The 18,529-nt window shown below is 45.6% G+C and carries 20 protein-coding genes; 13 read left to right on the top strand and 7 right to left on the bottom strand.

Annotated features, from left to right (window positions below; all coding sequences use genetic code 11):
* The first annotated feature begins 2 nt into the window (after positions 1 to 2).
* From nhaD to rplS, 5 genes are all read left to right on the top strand, one after another.
* The gene (gene nhaD / locus RT143_RS04200) at positions 3 to 1,466 is read left to right on the top strand and encodes a sodium:proton antiporter NhaD (RefSeq protein ID WP_313091399.1); all 1,464 of its coding nucleotides are present in this window, start codon (positions 3 to 5) and stop codon (positions 1,464 to 1,466) included.
* 301 nt (positions 1,467 to 1,767) lie between these two features.
* On the top strand, positions 1,768 to 2,025 hold the full coding sequence (gene rpsP / locus RT143_RS04195) for a 30S ribosomal protein S16 (RefSeq protein ID WP_007115987.1): 258 nt from the start codon (positions 1,768 to 1,770) through the stop codon (positions 2,023 to 2,025).
* Between the two features lie 34 nt (positions 2,026 to 2,059).
* Positions 2,060 to 2,617, top strand: a complete 558-nt coding sequence (gene rimM / locus RT143_RS04190; protein ID WP_313091397.1) for a ribosome maturation factor RimM — start codon at positions 2,060 to 2,062, stop codon at positions 2,615 to 2,617.
* Between the two features lie 126 nt (positions 2,618 to 2,743).
* Positions 2,744 to 3,514: a tRNA (guanosine(37)-N1)-methyltransferase TrmD gene (gene trmD, locus RT143_RS04185; protein ID WP_313091395.1), complete on the top strand. Its 771-nt coding sequence runs from the start codon at positions 2,744 to 2,746 to the stop codon at positions 3,512 to 3,514.
* Positions 3,515 to 3,638: 124 nt separating this feature from the next.
* Entirely contained in the window at positions 3,639 to 4,019 is a 381-nt protein-coding gene (rplS, locus tag RT143_RS04180) for a 50S ribosomal protein L19 (protein ID WP_007115984.1), read from the top strand.
* Between the two features lie 141 nt (positions 4,020 to 4,160).
* Here rplS and RT143_RS04175 read toward each other — a convergent pair whose 3' ends face one another.
* The 4 genes from RT143_RS04175 to argH are packed head-to-tail and all read right to left on the bottom strand — an operon-like array spanning position 4,161 to position 7,532.
* Positions 4,161 to 5,459 carry an MFS transporter gene (locus tag RT143_RS04175; RefSeq protein ID WP_313091392.1) on the bottom strand — a complete coding sequence of 433 codons (1,299 nt, stop codon included), beginning with the start codon at positions 5,457 to 5,459 and terminating at the stop codon, positions 4,161 to 4,163.
* 41 nt (positions 5,460 to 5,500) lie between these two features.
* The gene (locus RT143_RS04170; RefSeq protein WP_100274196.1) at positions 5,501 to 5,788 is read right to left on the bottom strand and encodes an oxidative damage protection protein; all 288 of its coding nucleotides are present in this window, start codon (positions 5,786 to 5,788) and stop codon (positions 5,501 to 5,503) included.
* A gap of 21 nt (positions 5,789 to 5,809) precedes the next feature.
* Entirely contained in the window at positions 5,810 to 6,154 is a 345-nt protein-coding gene (locus tag RT143_RS04165) for a gamma-glutamylcyclotransferase family protein (protein ID WP_313091390.1), read from the bottom strand.
* 1 nt (position 6,155) lies between these two features.
* On the bottom strand, positions 6,156 to 7,532 hold the full coding sequence (gene argH, locus RT143_RS04160; protein ID WP_313091443.1) for an argininosuccinate lyase: 1,377 nt from the start codon (positions 7,530 to 7,532) through the stop codon (positions 6,156 to 6,158).
* A gap of 81 nt (positions 7,533 to 7,613) precedes the next feature.
* On the opposite strand from argH, the gene RT143_RS04155 reads away from it, so the two are divergent.
* The 4 genes from RT143_RS04155 to RT143_RS04140 all read left to right on the top strand — a co-directional run bounded on the left by RT143_RS04155 (position 7,614) and on the right by RT143_RS04140 (position 11,732).
* Positions 7,614 to 8,792, top strand: coding sequence for a histidine kinase (locus RT143_RS04155; protein WP_313091389.1), 1,179 nt, complete (start codon positions 7,614 to 7,616; stop codon positions 8,790 to 8,792).
* A gap of 266 nt (positions 8,793 to 9,058) precedes the next feature.
* Positions 9,059 to 9,796: a LytR/AlgR family response regulator transcription factor gene (locus RT143_RS04150; RefSeq protein ID WP_313091386.1), complete on the top strand. Its 738-nt coding sequence runs from the start codon at positions 9,059 to 9,061 to the stop codon at positions 9,794 to 9,796.
* A gap of 168 nt (positions 9,797 to 9,964) precedes the next feature.
* Entirely contained in the window at positions 9,965 to 10,924 is a 960-nt protein-coding gene (gene hemC, locus RT143_RS04145) for a hydroxymethylbilane synthase (protein ID WP_313091383.1), read from the top strand.
* Between the two features lie 19 nt (positions 10,925 to 10,943).
* Entirely contained in the window at positions 10,944 to 11,732 is a 789-nt protein-coding gene (locus RT143_RS04140) for a uroporphyrinogen-III synthase (protein WP_313091381.1), read from the top strand.
* Here RT143_RS04140 and mutY read toward each other — a convergent pair.
* Together mutY and RT143_RS04130 are read right to left on the bottom strand one after the other, a co-directional pair.
* The gene (gene mutY, locus RT143_RS04135) at positions 11,715 to 12,989 is read right to left on the bottom strand and encodes an A/G-specific adenine glycosylase (RefSeq protein ID WP_313091379.1); all 1,275 of its coding nucleotides are present in this window, start codon (positions 12,987 to 12,989) and stop codon (positions 11,715 to 11,717) included. The genes RT143_RS04140 and mutY overlap by 18 nt on opposite strands.
* 169 nt (positions 12,990 to 13,158) lie before the next feature.
* On the bottom strand, positions 13,159 to 13,899 hold the full coding sequence (locus RT143_RS04130) for a dienelactone hydrolase family protein (RefSeq protein ID WP_007115153.1): 741 nt from the start codon (positions 13,897 to 13,899) through the stop codon (positions 13,159 to 13,161).
* 205 nt (positions 13,900 to 14,104) lie between these two features.
* Here RT143_RS04130 and RT143_RS04125 point away from each other — a divergent pair, with 205 nt between their 5' ends.
* The 4 genes from RT143_RS04125 (at position 14,105) to RT143_RS04110 (ending at position 17,896) form a co-directional block, all read left to right on the top strand.
* Positions 14,105 to 14,578 carry a YcgN family cysteine cluster protein gene (locus RT143_RS04125; RefSeq protein ID WP_313091376.1) on the top strand — a complete coding sequence of 158 codons (474 nt, stop codon included), beginning with the start codon at positions 14,105 to 14,107 and terminating at the stop codon, positions 14,576 to 14,578.
* 156 nt (positions 14,579 to 14,734) lie between these two features.
* On the top strand, positions 14,735 to 15,634 hold the full coding sequence (locus RT143_RS04120) for a CBS domain-containing protein (RefSeq protein ID WP_313091375.1): 900 nt from the start codon (positions 14,735 to 14,737) through the stop codon (positions 15,632 to 15,634).
* 52 nt (positions 15,635 to 15,686) lie between these two features.
* The gene (gene lnt / locus RT143_RS04115) at positions 15,687 to 17,261 is read left to right on the top strand and encodes an apolipoprotein N-acyltransferase (RefSeq protein WP_313091372.1); all 1,575 of its coding nucleotides are present in this window, start codon (positions 15,687 to 15,689) and stop codon (positions 17,259 to 17,261) included.
* A 146-nt stretch (positions 17,262 to 17,407) separates the two neighbouring features.
* Entirely contained in the window at positions 17,408 to 17,896 is a 489-nt protein-coding gene (locus RT143_RS04110; RefSeq protein ID WP_007115149.1) for a hypothetical protein, read from the top strand.
* Positions 17,897 to 17,967: 71 nt separating this feature from the next.
* Here RT143_RS04110 and RT143_RS04105 read toward each other — a convergent pair whose 3' ends face one another.
* Positions 17,968 to 18,495, bottom strand: coding sequence for a dihydrofolate reductase (locus tag RT143_RS04105; protein WP_313091370.1), 528 nt, complete (start codon positions 18,493 to 18,495; stop codon positions 17,968 to 17,970).
* Between the last annotated feature and the right edge of the window lie 34 nt (positions 18,496 to 18,529).

Genomic DNA, 18,529 nt, shown 5'->3' with positions numbered 1-18,529 from the left:
CAATGTTATACGTGGTGATAGCAGGGATTTTTATATTAGGGTATATGGCGATTGCCTTTGAGCATAACATCCATGTCAACAAAGCTGCCAGCGCGCTACTGACTGCGATTGCGTTATGGGTACTGCTGACCTTTGGTATCGATACGCTTGTTGCCAACCATTCGGTGACCGCAAGCCTTGCCAATCATCAAGATTCTTTGCATTTTGTCGGTGAGCAGTTACGTGAGCATTTGGCAGAAATCGCCGAGATTTTGTTCTTCTTGATGGGCGCGATGGCGATTGTTGAGCTGATTGATGCGCATGATGGCTTTCGAGTGATTACCGATAAAATCCATACCAAAAATGCCAGTAAACTACTCGCCATTATTACGATTATCACCTTTTTTCTCTCATCGTTACTCGATAACTTAACCACCACCATTGTGATGGTATCACTGGTGTCAAAAATCATCGATGACCAAAAAATGCGATGGTATTTTGCAAGTCTTATTGTGATTGCGGCCAATGCAGGCGGCGCTTGGTCACCTGTGGGTGATGTCACCACCACCATGCTATGGATTGGCGGGCAGATTACCGCAACGGGCATTATGGCAAATGTGTTTATCCCAAGTATCGTATGTACGTTAATCCCAATGGGCTTGGTGATGATGCAGCTAAAGGGGCAAACCGTGCACGCGCCTGTACTGCCAAGCGGACAAGAATCTGACAGTGAATTGGCTAGCATGCCTATAGAGCAGCGTATCGAAAGCCTACGTGCTACCATCAAATCAAATGCCCAAGACAGCATCAGTCAAAAAACGCGCATGACAGTGTTACTACTGGGGTTGGGTGCATTGGCATTTGTGCCAATTTTTAAAACCCTTACCCATTTGCCCCCTTATGTCGGGGTGTTGTTTGGCTTGGCAGTACTGTGGATGGTCACTGAAATCATGCACCGTCACCAAGATAATTATATCCGTGAGCGTATCGGGGTTGAAGGCGTATTAAGCCGTATTGATATTCCCAGTATTTTATTTTTCCTCGGTATTTTATTGGCGGTGGCAGCGCTTGCTACTGCGGGCATACTCGGTGATGTAGCAAAATGGCTGGATGCCACTTTTGGCAATGTATATCTCATCAATGTCATGATTGGCTTGTTATCCTCAATCGTGGACAACGTGCCTCTGGTAGCAGGGGCAATGAATATGTATCCGCTGACCACCGATGCCAGTATCGCGCAAGCGGCGGCAGCTGAAGCAGTGCGCCTTGAGCTGTTTCGTCAAGATGGCATGTTTTGGGAGTTTTTGGCTTATTGTGCGGGGACAGGCGGCAGCTGTTTGATTATCGGCTCAGCGGCAGGCGTGGCAGCGATGGGGATGGAAAAAATCCCGTTTATGTGGTACATGAAAAAAATCACTTGGCTTGCACTGATTGGCTATCTGGTCGGGGCGGGGGTGTATGTGCTGATTGAAACCATGATTCGATAATACGATAATTGGCTATTCAATCATAAAAAAGGCGCAAATAAGCGTCTTTTTTATGGGCTGGTTTTATGGACTGGTGGGTGATGGCATAGCTTCAATGTGATTAAACTTGCGCTAAATATAAAAAGTCAAAATTTACCCCAAAAAGCTATTGATTTTGATAAAAATATGCTAAACTATTGCCCTTTTTGGTGTACCTAAACTTTGCTAAAACAGTATTTATGCCGTTTTTTCAATTGTTTGGGTCTTTTAGGCTCTAACCACTGAACTAGATTCAATTGATTGCATTCACAGAGAGAACATTATGGTAGTTATCCGTTTACAACGCGGTGGTGCGAAAAAACGCCCATTTTATCAAATCGTGGTAACCGACTCACGCAATGCCCGTGACGGTCGTTACATCGAAAACATCGGGTTCTTTAACCCACTAGCGCAAGGTCAAGAAGTGCCATTACGTATCAACGCTGACGCTTACCAAGCATGGATCAACAAAGGTGCACAACCTTCTGACCGTGTTGCCGCTTTATTTAAAGCAGCTAGCAAAGCACAAGCAACTGCTTAATTTTTTATAAAAATTAAGTAGAGCGGACTTTAATATGGCAAAACAACCGACAGACTTGCATACCAATGAGGCTAACGCATCGCTGTTTAAAATCGGCGAGCTAAAAAAGCCTTATGGCATTCATGGCTGGCTATGGGTATTTAGCTTTACTGAAGACCGTGAAGCGATATTTCATATGCAGCCTTGGGTCATCAATACTGCCATGGGTCAAAAGACCTTAACGGTAAAAAACTGGCGACAACAAGGTAAAGGCTACGTGGTACAACTTAACGAAGTACCCGACCGCAATATCGCAGAAACTATGTTTGGCGTGAGCCTTTGGGCAGAAAAAAACAATCTGTCTGAGCTTGCAGAAGACGAATATTATTGGTCAGATTTGATTGGTTTGACGGTGATTAGCCAGTCAGAAAATGTCATTTTAGGATGTGTAAAAGAGCTGTTTGAAACAGGGGCACATGCCATTATGGTAGTCGAGCCGACTGCCGATAGTGTAGATGGCGAAGAACGCCTGATTCCTTGGCACAAACAGACCATTGGCGATGTGGATTTAGCCGAGCAAACCCTGATGGTCGATTGGGGCAGTGATTATTAAACATTGATAACTAGCATTGATGATTAACATTTGCGTATTCATTCTTGATGGGTGCCTAGCATTTACTCGATGGGAGTTGTCAATCAACAAGGCGTTGTTAATGCCAAGCTAAAGTGAGTGTAGCGTATGTTTTTTGCGGTGATAACCATTTTGCCCGAAATGTTTGCTAGTATTACTGACTTTGGTATCACTGGGCGGGCGATGGCTCGCAAGCAAGTGGAAATCTTGCTGATTAACCCAAGAGACTTTACCACAGACAATTATCGGCGTATCGATGAGCGTCCGTTTGGTGGGGGTCCTGGCATGGTGATGATGGCAGAGCCGTTACAAAAAGCCATCGACTACGCCAAAACGCAAGCCAATGCGCGCGGTAAAACCTGTCCTGTGGTGTATTTGTCGCCACAAGGCAAGACACTGAGCGAAAGCAGGGTGCTTGATTTTTGCCAATATGACGGCTTGATTTTGTTATGCGGTCGTTATGAAGGCATCGATGAAAGACTACTGAGTCAGTATGTCGATATTGAGTGCTCAATTGGTGATTATGTGCTGACAGGCGGTGAATTGCCCGCGATGGTATTGATGGATAGTGTGATACGCCGATTGCCCAATGTGATGGGCGATGATTTATCGGCGCAGCAAGACTCCTTCGTGGATGGCTTGCTCGATTGTCCACAATATACCAAACCGACTGAATTTCAAGGGATGAAAGTGCCTGACGTGCTGTTGTCAGGGCATCATGCCAACATCGCCAAGTGGCGATTTATTCAGCAGGCAACACGCACCCAGTTAAGACGTCCTGATTTGTGGCAAGCCTTTGTGCCAACCAAACAGCAACAAAAATGGCTGAAAGAAGCAGCGCAATCTGCTAAAGACAGCAACCCAGATTCATCCACTTGACGGATGTCCTAATCGTGTCGATTGCTATCAAGGCACATAAAATTAGCGGGGAGTATGCGCATTTGCTGACGCCAACTAACTTTAGTCAGCTTAGCCTCTGTCCCCAGTGAGAGGAGAAAATCTCATGAGTAACAAACATCCTTTGGTTCAACAAATCGAAAACAGCCAGCTTAAGCAAGACGTACCAAGTTTTGGTCCTGGTGACACTGTTGTCGTACAAGTAAAAGTGCGTGAAGGCGACCGTGAGCGTCTACAAGCATTTGAAGGTGTTGTTATCGCTAAACGTAACCGCGGCTTAAACTCTGCGTTTACCGTACGTAAAATCTCTAGTGGTGTAGGTGTCGAACGTGCGTTCCAAACCCATTCACCACAAATTGCAAAAATTGAAGTAAAACGTCGTGGTGATGTACGCCGTGCCAAACTTTACTATCTACGTGACCGTTCTGGTAAATCAGCACGTATCCGTGAAAAACTGTCAGTGCGTAAAGAAGAAGCGCAAGCTTAAGGCTTTAACTGCGTTATTTATTATCTGCCTAAATGGGTTAAACTTTGATTGTCATGGTTTAATCAACACCAAAAAAGCAAAAACCCCAAATAAATCTATTTGGGGTTTTTTGTTGGCTAACTTTAGCCTTTTATGAGTGGGCTAGTCATGATTAATTAAGCTATGCTCTTTGGTATCTTTCATACGAGTATAAACAATCAATGAAATCCCAATCATAATCGTCACATACAAGAAAAACCATTCTTCATGACCTGCTTGCTTGAAGGATAGTGCCACATACTCGGCTGTACCGCCAAACAAAGTATTAGCAATGGCATAGGGTAACGCCACGCCCAACGCACGAATATGCGCAGGGAACATTTCAGCTTTGACTACGGCATTAATTGACGTATAACCTGTGACGATTATCAGACCAAACAAACATAACGCAAACGCCATCCACGGGTCTGTCGTGCCTGCCAAGGTGTTAAAAATAAAGTAAGTAAATAACACCCCCATCACACCAAATCCCATCATCAGCGGTTTACGCCCGATTCTATCGGATAATGCCCCAGCCACAGGTTGTAAGAGCATAAAAATAAATAACGCAATAGCGGTGATTTGTGTGGCTGACTCTTTACTAAAGCCTGACGTATTGACCAAGAATTTTTGCAAATAAGTGGTGTAAGTATAAAATGCCAACGTACCGCCTGCCGTCAATCCAATGACAGTAAATGCCGCTTTCGGGTGTTCTTTAAATAAAGCCAATGCGCCGGATTTTTTTTGCGAACTACTGGTATCAACTTTATTAAAGGATTCCGTCTCAAGCAAGCCACGGCGAATATAAAATACAAAAAACGCCAACAAAGCTCCAATGACAAACGGAATACGCCAGCCCCAAGCTTTGAGCTCAGCAGGGGTTAAAACTTGCTGTAGAATAATCAGAAGCACCAGCGCAATTAACTGCCCAGAAATTAGCGTAACATATTGAAAACTGGAAAAAAATCCGCGTCTATCTTTACCCGCCATCTCGCTGAGGTAAGTGGCACTTGCCCCATATTCGCCGCCTACGCTGATACCTTGAATTAAACGAGCAGTCACCAACAGTATTGGGGCAAAAATCCCAATACTGTCATAACTTGGGGTAACCGCAATCATCAGTGAGCCTAAGCACATTAATGTTACTGATAGCGTAAGACCTGCTTTACGACCTTTCTTATCCGCATAAACGCCCATTATCCATGCACCGATCGGTCGCATGACAAAACCCACCGCAAAAATCGCTGCGGCACTCAGTAATTGAGCCGTTTGGTTGCCTTTTGGGAAAAATACAGGCGCAAAATATAAGGTAAAAGCTGCATACGCGTACCAGTCGTACCATTCGACCATGTTACCCGCTGAACCGCCTAAAATAGATTTTAACCGTGTTTTTTGGTCAATAGTTTCAATCGATTGAGACATTGAAAATCCTTGTCAAAGACTTGTTGAATACATGCTAAAGGTTATTTTTGCGCTGTCCAGCCTTTGGGGCGTTCGTAGTCTTCATTATCCAAAAATTTATTGCGCTGCTCGGTAATAAATTTTTTGGCTTCTGGGTCAATCATACTTAAGTGATTTTCATTGATAAGCATGGTTTGGTGCTCTAGCCATTCGTTCCACGCTTTGGCAGACACGGTGTTTTGCAATTCTTCGCCCAGCTTGTTAGGAAACGGCGGTTTTGCCATTTTGGGTAGCTTTTGTTTGTATTTACGGCACATGACCATGTGGTCAGCGGGGTTATAAGTTTCCATTTGTTATCCTGTTAATAGTTGCTAGTCTGTGTCGCTTGCATCGGCGTAAATCCACGCGGTAGCGCCACTGTCAAAGTGACCTTCCACTCGTGCGTAGGCATCGACTTCGTAGCGGTCGGCTTGGGCAAGCTCATCATCGGTAATGTCAAAAATCACACCTGCCACTTTGTCGGTTGGGTTATTGGTTTTAAGTAGTATCGGATGAAAACGTTTGCCACTTGTGGCGAGCACATCGTCATCGGTGATTTCAATTTCACCCAACTGGTAGCCAATGAGTTGGTCTTTACTACCCACCAGTGTACGCCCAAAGGTAGCAAGCTGTACATTTTCTTGTTGTAATGTGCCATACGAGAACAGTTTTGGCATATTAATGACCTAATTGTTCGATACGCTCACGACCACGCTCAATTGCCATTTTGACTTGATTGGGCGCTGTACCGCCAATGTGGTTACGGGCATTGAGCGAACCTTCAAGGGTCAGATATTCAAACACGTCCTCACCAATCAAATCACTAAAGCCTTGAAGCTCATCGAGCGATAATTCACTCAAATCTACGCCTTTTTGCACACCTAACGCTACTGCTTTACCCACTACTTCATGCGCGTCGCGGAAGGCTAAGCCTTTACGCACTAGATAATCCGCCAAATCGGTGGCGGTCGCATAACCTTTCATGGTCGCGGCACGCATATTTTCTTTGTTTGGAATCAAGTTTGGTAGCATATCAGCAAAGGCAAGTAGGGAGCCGGTTACAGTATCTACCACGTCAAATAGCGGCTCTTTATCTTCTTGGTTGTCTTTGTTGTAAGCCAGCGGTTGGTTTTTCATCAAGGTCAATAGGGTAATCATATCACCAAACACGCGGGCAGCTTTACCCCGTACCAGCTCTGGCACATCGGGGTTTTTCTTTTGTGGCATAATCGATGAGCCTGTGCAAAAACGATCCGGGACGACCACAAACCCAAATTGCGCTGACATCCATAAGATGATTTCTTCACTCATACGTGACAAGTGCATCATTAACAGGCTTGCGCTACTGGCAAATTCAATGGCGAAATCACGGTCGGATACGGCATCTAGTGAGTTTTGGCAAATCCCTTCAAAGCCTAATAGCTGTGCGGTAAATTCCCGCTCAATCGGATAAGTCGTACCTGCCAGCGCTGCGGCGCCTAGGGGCATTTGGTTGATACGTTTTCGACCATCAATCAAGCGCTCGCTATCACGCATTAGCATCTCAAACCATGCCATCACATGATGACCAAAGCTAACAGGCTGCGCGGTCTGCAGATGGGTAAAGCCTGGCATGATAGTGTCGGTATGCTCGCTTGCCAAATCCAGTAAGCCCGTTTGTAGACGTTTTAGTAATCCTAAAATAATATCGGTTTGGTCACGCAGATATAAACGGATATCGGTCGCGACTTGGTCATTACGACTACGCCCTGTATGCAGTTTTTTGCCGACATCGCCAATAATAGCGGTCAGACGAGATTCCACATTCATGTGCACGTCTTCAAGCGCCACCGACCACACAAATTTACCATCGGCGATTTCTTGTTTGATTTGGGTCAAACCGCCAACGATTTGGTCTTTGTCCGCCTCGGTAATAATCCCCGCTTTAGCAAGCATGGTGGCATGAGCAATCGAGCCTGCGATGTCTTGATTGGCAAAACGTTGGTCAAATCCGACAGACGCGGTAAATTCAGCGACAAAACTGTCAGTGGCTTCGCTAAAACGTCCACCCCACATACTAGATGTGCTAGAATCAGCGGAAATGTGATTGCTCATAATACGTCCATTTTTTGTATAAGTGTGAAAGGAATAAAAACAATGAGATTGCTGGAGCTGTTATTTCCCTCTGCAAAATCTAGGGCTAGTATAGCAAAAACTGAGGATGCCTCACAAATTTCACTCAAGCGGATTAAAGAGCCGCTCACCAGCACATTTTTCCTGCCCAATCTGAGCGAAAAACAGACCATCAAACTGTGGGCAAGCTATATCGCGTTTTATTCACTGGTTTCGATTGTAACGCTGTTAACTTTTACCCATGATATCAGTTTGATTATCCGTCATAGCATTGAAACAGTGGTGATTACTAGCTTAGTTGTGACGGGTGAAATGGTTTTTTTGGCGAATTCTGCCAAAAAATTCAGAGAATTTAATTGGCGCTCAAAACAAATCACCGGCTATCTGCTATCGACTTCGTTTATTATCGTGCCGGTACTGAGTTTGCTAGGACGGTTGCTGTTATTTTTCACACTGGGCTATGAAGTCAGTTTAAATACGCTGATACTAGAAACCCTGGTGAATACTTTATGTGCCTTTTTGATGATAGCGGTGCTGCTCACCTTTTTTGAGATACAGTACCAAAATATTCGCCGCGCTGAACTGCGTAACCAACAGAAACTCATCGAGCAAAACGAGCAGTTAAAAGCGCGTATCACCCCGCATTTTTTCTTTAATCTACTCAATACTATGCAATATCTGATAGAAACCGATGCGTATGAAGCAGAGAGAATGATTTGTCATATCTCAAATCTGTATCGGGTGAGCTTTGATGAAACGCGTGAGATTGCGCTACTTGATGAGATGGAGCTATGCGAAAGCTATTTGAGCATCGAAAAATACCGTTTTGATAAAAAGCTGAAGGTAACCTGGCATTTGCCCGATGAAGATTTGCTCTATGACATGGTGATTACCTCGTTATCGCTACAAATAGTGATTGAAAAACTGATCGTACTGATTGTTGAAAACAGCACCGACCCCATTCACATTATTATTAGTATCGATTGGCAAAACGATGTTGCCAAAATTGATATCGAAATTGAGCTACCGGCAACGACGTATCAGCTGATTTGTCAAGATATTCGCCAAAAACTGCAGTTTAATAGCCAAGTGGCAATTTTGCGTCAGTATTTTGGTCATGAAGCCAGTATTCACTTTGAATTATCTGGTCAATTGCTAATCACTCAAATTCGCTATCCCCTTAAGGATGTCGCAGCTTTTTAGCCCATTTATTTTGTTAGTCGGAATTGGCATAAAAAAGTCACCAATCTAATGCGGCATTTTACATTTTATTTAACAAACTATGATATATTAGCATCTACTTAATAAAATGCGTTTATTAGTTTATCTAATCAGTTAAGCGCTATTTTATAAGGGTTTGATTGCTCACAAAGAGGTTGTGTTGGATTTGGCATAAGATTTTGAAGTACGTAAGATTTGTAGGGTTAAAGGCATGTGTTTTTGACCTCAAAGGAGCAAAGGAGTAAACAGTGAGAATTGTGATCTGTGACGATGAGCCACTAGCCCGAGAGAGGTTGGCACGTATCGTAAGAGAAGAGGGACATGAAGTAATTGCCCTGGCAGCCACCTGTATGGAGGCCATTGCAAAAGTCAAAGAACTCGCACCCGATGTAATTTTGTTAGACATTCGGATGCCAGGAATGGATGGCATCCGCTGCGCACAAGAGCTCAATGAGCTTAATAATGCGCCCGCCATTATTTTTGTGACCGCGTATGACCATTACGCGATTGCCGCATTCAAAGCACACGCGGTTGGCTATTTGTTAAAGCCTGCCAACAAAGAAGAAGTGTTACAGGCGCTAGCGAGAGCGTCCACGCTTAGTAATGCACAGATCAATGAAATCAGTCGATTGGAAGATCCGCTAGCACAGTCCAATCGTCAGCATATTGCGGCGCGTACCCATCGTGGTGTGGAGCTGATTGCGCTGCAAGATATTTATTACTTTACGGCTGACCAAAAATACGTGCAAATCCGTCATAAAGGTGGCACGGTTTTAATTGATGAAACCCTCAAAGAGCTTGAACAAGAATTTGGGGATGCGTTCTTTCGTATCCATCGCAATGCATTAATCAATCTTAACTACCTAGAAATGCTTGAAGCGATTGACCAAGGCCAGTACCAAGTGTGTTTCAAAGGCTTGCCCGACAAACTTGCCATCAGCCGCCGTCATTTGCCATTACTACGGGATAAAATCCAATCAATGTAGCGTAGGCTTTCGTATGTTTGCGTCTACTTCAATGAGTCGTAAGAGTAATTAGCCTGACATTTTGCTATACTGTTGCCTAACTCGCTGAATCACTGACAGATACCCATCTGACAAATGCCTAGCTTAGAGAGTTAGGCATTTTTATCGAATGCTAAAAAAGACACTGCTATGACTACGTTAACGACTTTAAATATCGCCACTCGCCAAAGCCCGCTTGCATTGTGGCAAGCCGAACACATCCAAGCGCGTTTGCAAGCGCTGTACCCAAGCCTGACCGTCAATCTAGTACCGATGGTCACCCAAGGCGACAAAATCCTAGATACCCCGCTGGCCAAAATCGGCGGCAAAGGCTTATTTGTCAAAGAGCTTGAGCAAGCCTTATATGAAAAACGTGCCGATATCGCCGTGCATTCGCTCAAAGACGTACCCATGGTGCTCCCTGAAGGTCTGACGCTTGGCGCATATTGTGAGCGTGAGCAGCCAACCGATGCCTTCATATCAAATCACTATGCGAGTCTAGATGCGTTGCCACAAGGGGCTAAACTTGGTACATCAAGTTTACGCCGTCAATGCCAAATTCAGCAATATCGTCCTGACTTAGAAATTATCAGCTTACGCGGCAATGTAGGCACACGCTTATCCAAGCTAGATGCAGGTGAGTATGATGCCATTATTTTGGCAACCAGTGGCTTGACGCGTTTGGGGCTTACCGATCGTATTCGCCATGAACTCGATACGCATATCAGCCTGCCAGCAGTCGGACAAGGTGCGCTTGCCATTGAATGCCGAAGTGATGATGCCGATGTGCTGGCACTATTAAAACCGCTCAATGACGAGCCAAGCCGTCTATGCGTGATGGCAGAACGCGCCATGAATCGTCATTTGCAGGGTGGTTGCCAAGTGCCGATTGCAGGCTTTGCTACCATTCAAGATGGACAAATTCATTTACAAGGTCGGGTCGGCAGTGTAGATGGTAAAACCTTGTTAAAAGCCGAGCATCATAACGCGTTAGTTGATGACGTACGGGAGTCTGAGCAAATTGCCGAAGCCGTGGGCGTGGTGGTGGCTGAAGCGCTCATTGCACAAGGTGCGGACAAAATCTTGGCGCAGATTTATCAAGACGGCTGATATTGAGATCCTCCTACCCATGCAATTTATCAATACCAGACCCGATCAGCGAGCCAAGGCACTAAGTCTATTTTTGCGCCAGCATGGCGTTAAAGTGATTGACCTGCCGCTGTTGGCATTGGTAGAAAAGCCGTTGACAGTGGCAGAGCGGGCAGTTTTGCAATCGATTGACCGTTATCAAGTGGTGGTGCTAGTCAGCGAAGCGGCAGTAAAGTATGGCTTAGCGAGGCTTACCACCTTGGTTAAGCTAACTGAAATGTCCAAAAAGATTGTATGGGTGGCGGTGGGTGACAAAACCGCGAATTACTTTAACCAGACCTGGCAGCAGCTCTCAGAGTTGCCAGCGCCTACGGTTATCTTTCCCCATGAAAAACACGCGCAAAACAATGAAGGGCTATTAAATTTGCCGGTAATCCAAGCGCTTGGCACAGGCGATTGTTTGCAGGTATGGCGCGGCATCGGCGGACGAGAATTATTGGCAGATACATTGGCGGCAAAAGGTGTGCAAGTACATTTGCTAAACTTTTACCAACGGGTTCTACCAAGCGCAACTACCCAAGCATTTGCGGTTTGGCAGCAAACGCAGAGCCACAACCAACCCATCGTTGTACTTATCTCAAGTTTGACCGCCTGGCAAAACTGGCAACAACTAACAGCAGACAATGAAATGGTTGCCAGTTGTTATTATTTGGTATTGCAATCGCGTATTGCAGAGCAAATGTTATTACAGCAGGCCAATCTTAATATAACCATCATCCCTGATTTAATGCCTGCGACGATTCTACAAGCATTAACCCCTTGTCAATAGCTGCATGGCTTTTGGTTTGGCTAAGCTGTTTTGCGCTGAATCATCTACCCATGACAGCGTTTGCAGCGCTTGTTGCAGTGTTTGAGTCAGCCGTATACCCTGCTCTATTGTCAGCGTTATGGTGATTGAGGTCAAAAACCAATGAAAATGGGTGAGGCTATGTTTAACAGTATCAGGGCTATCTAAGTTAACCTGCTCGATATTTAGCAGCTGCTCGGCTTGTAAGAAATCAAAGATAATCTGCTCAGCGATATTATATTCTGCTTCAAATGTTGACTCTTGCTGCCAGGTTGCCAGTAGCGGCGCGCCTGTGTTTTTTGCCCCCGATTGTTTTTTGACAAAGGCCAATGGTAAACACCACAGCCCACCCCAAATCCCAGTGTCAGGACGTTGTAGCCACAAGGTTTTGTCATCGCAAACCAGCTTTAACGCTAGCGAAAACTTAGATGGATTGGGGGATTTTTTACTTTTTACCGGATAAAAACTTTGCTTGCCTTGGGCATTTGCTACACAGTCGGCTTGCACCGGACACAGTAGGCAGGCAGGTTTGGCTTTGGTGCATAGCGTCGCCCCCATATCCATCATCGCTTGGGCATAGTGCCCGCTATCACGGTTCGGTGTTAGACGCTCGGCAAGTTGCCAAAGCGCTTTGGTTGTGGCAGTTTTGGTGATATCGCCGTCAATACCAGCCCAACGGGTCAGCACACGTTTGACATTACCATCGCAAATCACTCCTCTGTCACCGCCATATTGGTCAGCTCTGACACCCATCGCCACAATCGCGCCTGCCGTAGATTGACCCACGCCTGAAATCTGCTGCCAGTGGGCAACCGTTTGCGGAAATTTACCAGTTTGCTCGATGATATCCACCAGCTGCTTGGCACCTTTATGCAGGTTGCGCGCACGCGCATAGTACCCCAGTCCTGCCCAGTGCTCAGCGACTTGCTCCCAAGATGCGTTTGCCAAATCCTGCACCGTGGGAAAACTTGTCATAAATCGCTCAAAATAAGGAATGACCGTCGCTACTTGGGTCTGCTGTAGCATAACCTCAGATAACCACACCGGATAGGGGTCTGGCGTGTCAAGCTGATGCTGCTGCCACGGCAAATCATGACGCCCGCTATGGTCAAACCATGTCAAAATACGCGGTGCAAAACTATCAAGCTCCGTTTCGGTATGCGCTTCGGTATGATTGTGGCTTAAGTGCTGATTAGGACTTGGCATCGCTGAGGGGTTTGTATTCGGATGTGCGTTCAAAATTTACCATCGGGTTACTATCGTGATAGCTATATAAGACTTTCTAGTTGGGATTCAATACTGACTGATAAGATGGCTAAAAATCTTGACTAAAACTGGGACATAGGCATAAAAAAAGCAATATCATGAGGGATATTGCTTTTGGGGCTAACGATGCAGCGGCTGTATGTTATACAAGATTGTCTTGCATAAACGCAATCATTTCATCCCAGCTGGCTTTTGCCGCATCTGCGTCATAGCCCAAATCCACGCCATTTTCTTCGGCGCGTTTGTCAGCATTAGGATTGGTAAAGCCGTGTTTCGCCCCTTCGTACACATCGACTGTGTATTCAACATCGGCGTTATCCAGCTCTTTTTTTAGCCCTTCAATGGCATCCATCGACACCATGCTATCGGCTTCACCATGTGCCACCAACACTTTGGCGGTGAATTTGCCTTTTTGTGCCGGTTGTTTTGGGGTAGGGTTGCCGTGGAAAGTCGCCACTGCTTTGAGTGGGAAGCCTTCACGCGCCATGTCTAGAGCAATTTTACCGCCAAAGCAAAAACCAATCGCGCCCAGACGGTTTGTGTCAACAGCTTCAAGGTCAGTAAAGTCATCCATAATGAGTTTACAGCGCGCCATCAACATGTCTTGGTCAGCGAGCATTTGGCTCATCCATTCATTGGCTTGGGCGGCATCTGTGGTCAGTTTACCTTCGCCATACACATCCATGGCGACGGCAGCAAAACCCGCTTCGGCTAAACGCTCAGTGACTTTTTGTGGGTGCTCAACCACGCCCCACCATTCAGGCGCCACCAAAATCGCTGGGGCAGGGTTGTCGTGGCTCGCTGATTCTGGTAGACAGACATAGCTTTTAAGCTCCACGCCATCGGTGGTGGTAGATTCGAGTTGTAAAATTTGAATTGGCATCATAAATCCTTATGTTATGGTAAATGATATGATTGGTTGCTATTGTTATAAGACACTGGCGTTATAAAAACGCTGGATTCATACGCTAATGAGAGCGTGACAAGTCAGTGCAACGGTTAATACAGGCACTACTGTATACTGAAATCATCGCATTTTCCGTTATAATACTGTCACTGTTTTATCCAAGCCAAAAGTTGAAAACATAATGAGCCAATCTGTTACCTTACGCCCGCAATTTTGGGAGCGATTTTCGTTAGAACAATTGACCCAAGCTGAATGGGAAGCCTTATGCGATGGCTGTGGGGCGTGTTGTTTGATTAAATTTAAAGACGATGACAGCGATGAGGTTGAATACATTGATGTCGCCTGTCGACTGCTTGATTGTGCCACAGGGGCTTGCCAGCATTATCCAACAAGGCGCGACTATGTGCCCGACTGCATCAGCCTAACCATCGATAACATTGGCGAGATGTATTGGCTACCGGCAAGCTGTGCCTACAAGCGCTTGTACTACGGGCAACAACTGCCAAGCTGGCATTTATTACTTACTCAGGATGCCGCCGTGACACAAACCATGATGCGCCAAAAAAATATCAGCGTGGCGGGACGCTGTCAGTCTGAAACAGAGGTCTCTGAACTTGAGCAAGAAGAAAGGATAATTCATTGGATTCGCCAATAGTGCTTGTTTATTCAAGGCTTTACTAGCACCGAGCAAGCTGATGGGTGAGTAAAATCAGCCAATAAATACAATAAAATTAAGAAAAATACCATTGCAATCATCATGGGGTTAAGGTAAGGTAAAAAAATCTTTCGCCATATGAGGGTCTCGTCGGCTATGTCAGACGACAATTCGAGTTCACACCTGTCAAACAAACAGCAAGGCAGTAGCTGGTCACGCGGTCTAAAACGCTGGCTATCCACCGCCCCTGAAACCCGTGATGAACTAGTCAAATTGGTACATGATTCGCGTCGATTTTTGGCGCCCGACACCGTCGATATGTTAGAGGGCGTGCTAGATTTACCCGCTATTCAAGTGCGAGAAATTATGACCCCTGTCAGCCACGTTGCGGGCATCACCCAGCACCAAAACTTGCAAGATATCATGTCGCTCTATATGGAAACCGCCCACTCGCGTTATCCTGTATTTATCGATGACAACAAAGACACAGTGATGGGTATCTTACTTGCCAAAGATTTGATTCCGTTTTTGGTCGCCAAGGCGCAAGGTCAAAACATTGACCATTTCAATCTTGAGGCAATTGTACGTCAGCCAATTTATATCAGTGAAACTGCGCGTTCTGACAACCTGCTGCGTCTATTTCAAAAAAATCAAATTCATATGGCAATCGTCATCGATGAGTTTGGGGTGGCATCAGGCGTGGTGACGATGGAAGACTTACTCGAGGAAATTGTCGGTGATATCATCGATGAGCATGACGACATCGAAGAAGATACCGATATCAATCATATAGTGCCTGTGCCCAACCAGCTTGACACATGGATTGTGCAATCCATCACCTCAGTCTCAGACTGTAATGAACAGCTAGGTACCCATTTTGATAGTGAGGATGTCACTAGTATGGGTGGACTGGTCATGCAAGAGCTTGGCGAAGTCAATGAGGTATTGGGTCAAACCGTCTTTATTGACGATTGTCGTTTGACGGTATTGTCAGCAGATGGTCGATTTATCCAAGAAATTGAACTGGTTAAAAGGTATAATCAGCTCGACGATTAGTCCAATTACTTATGTTTGCAAAACCGTTTAACCCTAAAGGCAATACCCGCCAATGCGTCTTACTACCCAGTCCCTAAAAAAGCAACTTTCTGTACAATCTCATCACGATAGTGCCAAATCTGCAAATACCAAACAGCCGCTGTTACCCAAACTGGTGCTGGCTTGGCTTGCGGGTGCGGCATTTATCTTTGCGTTAGCGCCTTACGATTTTTGGATAGTAGCACTGTTATCGCCACTGGTGCTGTATTGGCTGTTATTGCCTGCAATGTCAAATTGGCGGGCGTTTTGGCTCGGTGAAATGTATGGCATGGGATTGTGGAGCGTGGGCGCGTTTTGGTTGTTTACCTCCATTCATACCTATGGTAATACCCCTACCTTGTTAGCCTTACTGATGATTGGTTTTGTGGGCTTAGGAATGGGATTGTTTCATGGTGCCTTGGCGGTGATTTTTAATCGCTTTGTGGCAAAACAGCCGCTAAGCTTTGCGTCATTATGGGTGGTACAAGAGTGGTTAAAGACCTGGCTATTTACAGGGTTTCCTTGGCTATTCGTGGGCTATGCTTATACAGCGCAACCTTGGCTGACGAGCCTTGCCCCAATTTTTGGGGTGTTGGCGCTGAGCTTTGTATCGGTGTTTGTCTCAGCAAGTCTGGTGGAAGCGGCGCGAAAAAAATACCGTTTTTTAATTCCCTCATCTGTGATGTTACTGGCAAGCGTGGCGCTGTGGCTTATTGCCCCGCAATGGACGACCCCCAAAGGCACACCGAATCTGAAAGTTTCATTAGTACAAGGCAATATTCCGCAGGACTTAAAATGGCTGCAAGAATACCAAATCCAAACGCTGGGTATCTATGCAGGTTTAAGTAAAACGGAATGGGGGCAGGACATTATCTTATGGCCAGAGTCGTCGATTCCGATGTTTCAAACCGACGCCATGCCCTTTATCAGTCAAATTGCTGCCCAAGCCCGCGAAAGCAATACCGCATGGCTCACCGGTATTCCGTATGTGGATGTCAATGAATACGACCCAAAAGTTGATAAGTACGAGCCATTTTACAACAGTGTGATTGCTTTGGGCGCCGATGCCAAAGGCTTATACAAGAAACAAAATTTGGTACCCGTGGGCGAATATATCCCGTTTGAAGGAATGTTAGATTGGGCATTGCCAAACTTGATGGGCGGTACCATGAGTTTTCGCAGTGGTTCTGCGCACCAAGCGCCCTTGCAAGTCAAAAACCACCCAGTCGGCGTGGCGATTTGTTATGAAGTCGCCTATCCTGATACCACCCGCCGCAATGCCAAAAATACCGACTTTTTATTGACCGTATCCAATGATGCCTGGTTTGGCACATCGGCAGGTCCATTACAGCATCTACAAATGGTGCAAATGCGCTCGATTGAAACCGGTCGCTGGTTTATGCGCGCGACCAATACAGGCGTGACCGCAATCATCAATGATAAAGGCAATATTGTTGCCAAAGCGCCAGCCTTTGAGCGCACGGTGTTACGGGGTGAGATTCAATCGCGCGTTGGTAATACGCCATTTATGCGCTGGGGTAGTTATCCTATCTTGGCACTGGCAGCGCTCTTGCTACTGATTAGTTGGCTGGTTCGTAAAACACGTTAAAAACCTTAAATGCAGTAAGGTTTTGTCACCAATTGCAAAAATTTAGTATATAATGGTTACAAAGTTCCGTATAATAGTTATAAATTAGATTTGAATTCATTTAGATTCAACAACTCTTGCCCCAATGATTTACAGTGAGGTTTACGATGGCTCATCATGAAGTCGTGGAAAACAATGTCAAAAAAGAACTTAGTTACTCTTTAATTGGCGTTTTAGCGTTTCTAGGCGTGGTTTTATTAATCCTTATTTCAGCAATTGTACGCCCTGCTGGTAACCACGTTGACGTTGCAAAACTCAATGCTGAAGTGGAAGCCAAAGCCGCTGCATCTGCTGCTGCCGCTGCCAAACCAGCAGGTTCGACGCCTGCGGCAACCTCACCTGCGGCGGGTGAAACCACCACCGCCACTGCCAATGCAGACACCGCAACAGGTCCAAATACCACGGTTGCCAGCCCAGACAATGCCTCTATGACGCCATCTTCTGCACCAACGGCTACGGCAAAAACATCGACCATTGAAGCGCGTAATGCCTCAACGGCTGAAGCCAAAGCAGAGATTAAAGCCAAAACAGGTGACACCCCAAATATCGCACCACCTGTTGCCTCAGCGGTCAAGTCTCAAGAACAATCAAAATAATACATTGGCTGCATAAAAAAACCACGTTAGATAACGTGGTTTTTTTGTGCGCTAAGTCGTCACTGTCAAGCTTAAGTTTTTTGGTAAGTAACAAACTGATAGCTTAACCCACTTTGCTCATCCGTGAATTTTTCACTTTCTGATGTTTTGACAAAATCACTGGTAATCTCTGGATAAAACGCCGCTGCGTTGTCAATCACGGTATCGACCTGGGTGATTTCTAATCGATCACTAAACAGTAGGGCTTGTTGGAAGACTTTTTCGCCACCAATCACCCAAATCGTTTGCAAACCTTTACCATGGGCGAGCGATGAGGCTTGGGTCAGTGCGTCATCTAGGTTGTGCATCACAATGACGGCATCATCCTCCACTTGGTAATCCAAGTTGGTGGTAATCACAAAATTGGTACGGTTGGGCAAGGGTTTTGCGCCCATAGATTCAAAGGTCTTGCGACCCATAATCACGATACCGCCATTGGTATGTTTTTTAAAATGTTTCAAGTCCTCAGAGATGTGCCAAGGCAATTGATTGTCTTTGCCAATGGCGCGATTTTGGCTCATCGCCACGATTTGGGCGACTTCCACATTAGAATAACTCATGATTTATCCTTATTGTTGTGAGTTTTGGCATTAG

It is taken from the genome of Moraxella sp. CTOTU48268 (genome assembly GCF_032069585.1).
Lineage (GTDB): Bacteria > Pseudomonadota > Gammaproteobacteria > Pseudomonadales > Moraxellaceae > Faucicola > Faucicola cinerea.
Note: the sequence above shows the minus strand (reverse complement) of the source record. Positions and strands in the feature narration are given on the sequence as shown.

Excerpts from the sequence above, each read along its gene's own strand:
- trmD (WP_313091395.1), top strand. The coding sequence starts at position 2,744 with ATGTTTTTTGCGGTGATAACCATTTTGCCCGAAATGTTTGCTAGTATT.
- rimM (WP_313091397.1), top strand. The coding sequence starts at position 2,060 with ATGGCAAAACAACCGACAGACTTGCATACCAATGAGGCTAACGCATCG.
- rplS (WP_007115984.1), top strand. The coding sequence starts at position 3,639 with ATGAGTAACAAACATCCTTTGGTTCAACAAATCGAAAACAGCCAGCTT.
- nhaD (WP_313091399.1), top strand. The coding sequence starts at position 3 with ATGTTATACGTGGTGATAGCAGGGATTTTTATATTAGGGTATATGGCG.
- RT143_RS04105 (WP_313091370.1), bottom strand. The coding sequence starts at position 18,495 with ATGAGTTATTCTAATGTGGAAGTCGCCCAAATCGTGGCGATGAGCCAA.
- RT143_RS04155 (WP_313091389.1), top strand. The coding sequence starts at position 7,614 with ATGAGATTGCTGGAGCTGTTATTTCCCTCTGCAAAATCTAGGGCTAGT.
- rpsP (WP_007115987.1), top strand. The coding sequence starts at position 1,768 with ATGGTAGTTATCCGTTTACAACGCGGTGGTGCGAAAAAACGCCCATTT.
- RT143_RS04165 (WP_313091390.1), bottom strand. The coding sequence starts at position 6,154 with ATGCCAAAACTGTTCTCGTATGGCACATTACAACAAGAAAATGTACAG.
- RT143_RS04120 (WP_313091375.1), top strand. The coding sequence starts at position 14,735 with ATGTCAGACGACAATTCGAGTTCACACCTGTCAAACAAACAGCAAGGC.
- RT143_RS04170 (WP_100274196.1), bottom strand. The coding sequence starts at position 5,788 with ATGGAAACTTATAACCCCGCTGACCACATGGTCATGTGCCGTAAATAC.
- RT143_RS04125 (WP_313091376.1), top strand. The coding sequence starts at position 14,105 with ATGAGCCAATCTGTTACCTTACGCCCGCAATTTTGGGAGCGATTTTCG.
- RT143_RS04175 (WP_313091392.1), bottom strand. The coding sequence starts at position 5,459 with ATGTCTCAATCGATTGAAACTATTGACCAAAAAACACGGTTAAAATCT.
- hemC (WP_313091383.1), top strand. The coding sequence starts at position 9,965 with ATGACTACGTTAACGACTTTAAATATCGCCACTCGCCAAAGCCCGCTT.
- lnt (WP_313091372.1), top strand. The coding sequence starts at position 15,687 with ATGCGTCTTACTACCCAGTCCCTAAAAAAGCAACTTTCTGTACAATCT.
- argH (WP_313091443.1), bottom strand. The coding sequence starts at position 7,532 with ATGTGGGGTGGACGTTTTAGCGAAGCCACTGACAGTTTTGTCGCTGAA.
- RT143_RS04110 (WP_007115149.1), top strand. The coding sequence starts at position 17,408 with ATGGCTCATCATGAAGTCGTGGAAAACAATGTCAAAAAAGAACTTAGT.
- RT143_RS04130 (WP_007115153.1), bottom strand. The coding sequence starts at position 13,899 with ATGCCAATTCAAATTTTACAACTCGAATCTACCACCACCGATGGCGTG.
- RT143_RS04140 (WP_313091381.1), top strand. The coding sequence starts at position 10,944 with ATGCAATTTATCAATACCAGACCCGATCAGCGAGCCAAGGCACTAAGT.